The organism is Pseudomonas sp. NPDC096950 (assembly GCF_044762525.1).
Lineage (GTDB): Bacteria > Pseudomonadota > Gammaproteobacteria > Pseudomonadales > Pseudomonadaceae > Aquipseudomonas.
Genome location: NZ_JBIWEL010000051.1, coordinates 603 through 2,495, shown reverse-complemented (window position 1 = coordinate 2,495; position 1,893 = coordinate 603). Strand labels below are relative to the sequence as shown.

Sequence of the window (1,893 nt, the reverse complement as noted above, 5' to 3'; positions counted from 1 at the left end):
TTTGCAATGTGTTTTGCTCTTGTAGCTCAGTTGGTAGAGCACACCCTTGGTAAGGGTGAGGTCAGCGGTTCAAATCCGCTCAAGAGCTCCATATAACAAGGCAGATATGAAAATATCTGCCTTTGTTTTAATGGCTGATGTTACTTGCTTAATTTTTCTGCTAGGGGTTATTTCGATGGCTAAGGAAAAGTTCGAACGTAATAAGCCGCACGTCAACGTGGGCACCATTGGTCACGTCGACCATGGTAAAACTACTTTGACCGCCGCCCTGACCCGTGTCTGCTCCGAAGTTTTCGGTTCGGCAAAGGTCGACTTCGACAAGATCGATAGCGCCCCAGAAGAAAAAGCTCGTGGTATCACCATCAACACCGCTCACGTTGAATACGATTCGGCCGTGCGTCACTACGCACACGTTGACTGCCCAGGTCACGCCGACTACGTAAAAAACATGATTACCGGTGCTGCTCAGATGGATGGTGCGATTCTGGTTTGCTCGGCCGCTGATGGTCCGATGCCGCAAACCCGTGAGCACATCTTGCTCTCTCGCCAGGTTGGCGTTCCGTACATCGTTGTCTTCCTGAACAAGGCTGACATGGTTGATGATGCGGAGCTGCTGGAGTTGGTTGAGATGGAAGTGCGCGATCTGCTGAGCACTTACGATTTCCCAGGTGATGACACTCCGATCATCATTGGTTCCGCGCTGATGGCGTTGAACGGTCAAGACGACAACGAGATGGGCACAACTGCCGTCAAGAAGTTGGTTGAGACTCTGGATAGCTACATTCCGCAGCCTGAGCGTGCTATCGATAAGCCGTTCCTGATGCCGATCGAGGATGTGTTCTCGATCTCCGGTCGCGGTACTGTTGTGACTGGTCGTGTTGAGCGTGGCATTGTCCGCATTCAGGAAGAAGTTGAGATTGTTGGTCTTCGTGACACTGTCAAAACTACTTGCACTGGTGTTGAGATGTTCCGCAAGCTGCTCGACGAAGGTCGTGCTGGCGAGAACTGTGGGGTGTTGCTGCGCGGTACCAAGCGTGATGATGTTGAGCGTGGTCAGGTCCTGGTCAAGCCGGGCACTGTCAAGCCACACACCAAGTTTACTGCAGAAGTTTACGTTCTGAGCAAGGAGGAGGGTGGTCGTCACACTCCGTTCTTCAAAGGCTACCGTCCACAGTTCTACTTCCGTACTACGGATGTGACCGGTAACTGCGAATTGCCAGAAGGCGTTGAAATGGTGATGCCGGGTGATAACGTTCAGATGACCGTTACCCTGATCAAAACCATCGCGATGGAAGATGGTCTTCGTTTCGCTATCCGTGAGGGCGGTCGTACCGTCGGCGCTGGTGTCGTAGCTAAAGTCATCGAGTAAGTTGTTGTAATGTCTTTTTCGGGCCGGCATAATGGTCGGCCTGATTTTGTTTTAGGTCAGTAGCTCAATTGGCAGAGCGACGGTCTCCAAAACCGTAGGTTGGGGGTTCGATTCCCTCCTGACCTGCCAGATTCACTTGGTGTGTCTGGCTTTCTTTTCACAGGATCTTCATAGATGACTCCTAAAGCTGAAGCTCAAGGCTCTCGCTTCGATCTGCTCAAGTGGCTAGTAGTAGTTGCTTTGGTGGTTGTTGGCGTTGTTGGCAATCAGTATTACTCTGCTTCGCCGATCCTGTACCGCGTACTAGCTTTGCTCGCCATTGCTGCTGTAGCTGCCTTTGTAGGCCTGCAGACAGTCAAGGGCAAGTCTTTCTTTGTACTGGTTAAGGAAGCTCGCACCGAGATTCGTAAAGTCGTATGGCCAACTCGCCAAGAAACCACGCAGACCACGTTGATTGTTGTGGCTGTTGTTCTGGTTATGGCGTTGCTGTTGTGGGGGCTTGACTCCCTGCTCGGCTGGCTTGT

The 1,893-nt window shown here is 51.7% G+C and carries 2 protein-coding genes and 2 tRNA genes; all 4 read left to right on the top strand.

Going from position 1 to position 1,893, the window contains the following annotated elements; translation table 11 throughout:
• Window positions 1–15: 15 nt before the first annotated feature.
• Window positions 16–91, top strand: a tRNA-Thr gene (locus tag ACIQY3_RS34145).
• Window positions 92–175: 84 nt separating this feature from the next.
• A complete protein-coding gene (gene tuf, locus ACIQY3_RS34140; protein WP_007896619.1) occupies window positions 176–1,369 on the top strand; it encodes an elongation factor Tu in 1,194 nt (397 codons plus the stop codon).
• A 53-nt stretch (window positions 1,370–1,422) separates the two neighbouring features.
• Window positions 1,423–1,498 (top strand) — tRNA-Trp (locus ACIQY3_RS34135).
• Between the two features lie 45 nt (window positions 1,499–1,543).
• Window positions 1,544–1,893: preprotein translocase subunit SecE (gene secE, locus ACIQY3_RS34130; RefSeq protein ID WP_403029045.1), on the top strand; the 350-nt coding region annotated here is incomplete at its 3' end.

Coding starts and splice junctions, on each gene's coding strand:
- tuf (WP_007896619.1), top strand. CDS start 176: ATGGCTAAGGAAAAGTTCGAACGTAATAAGCCGCACGTCAACGTGGGC.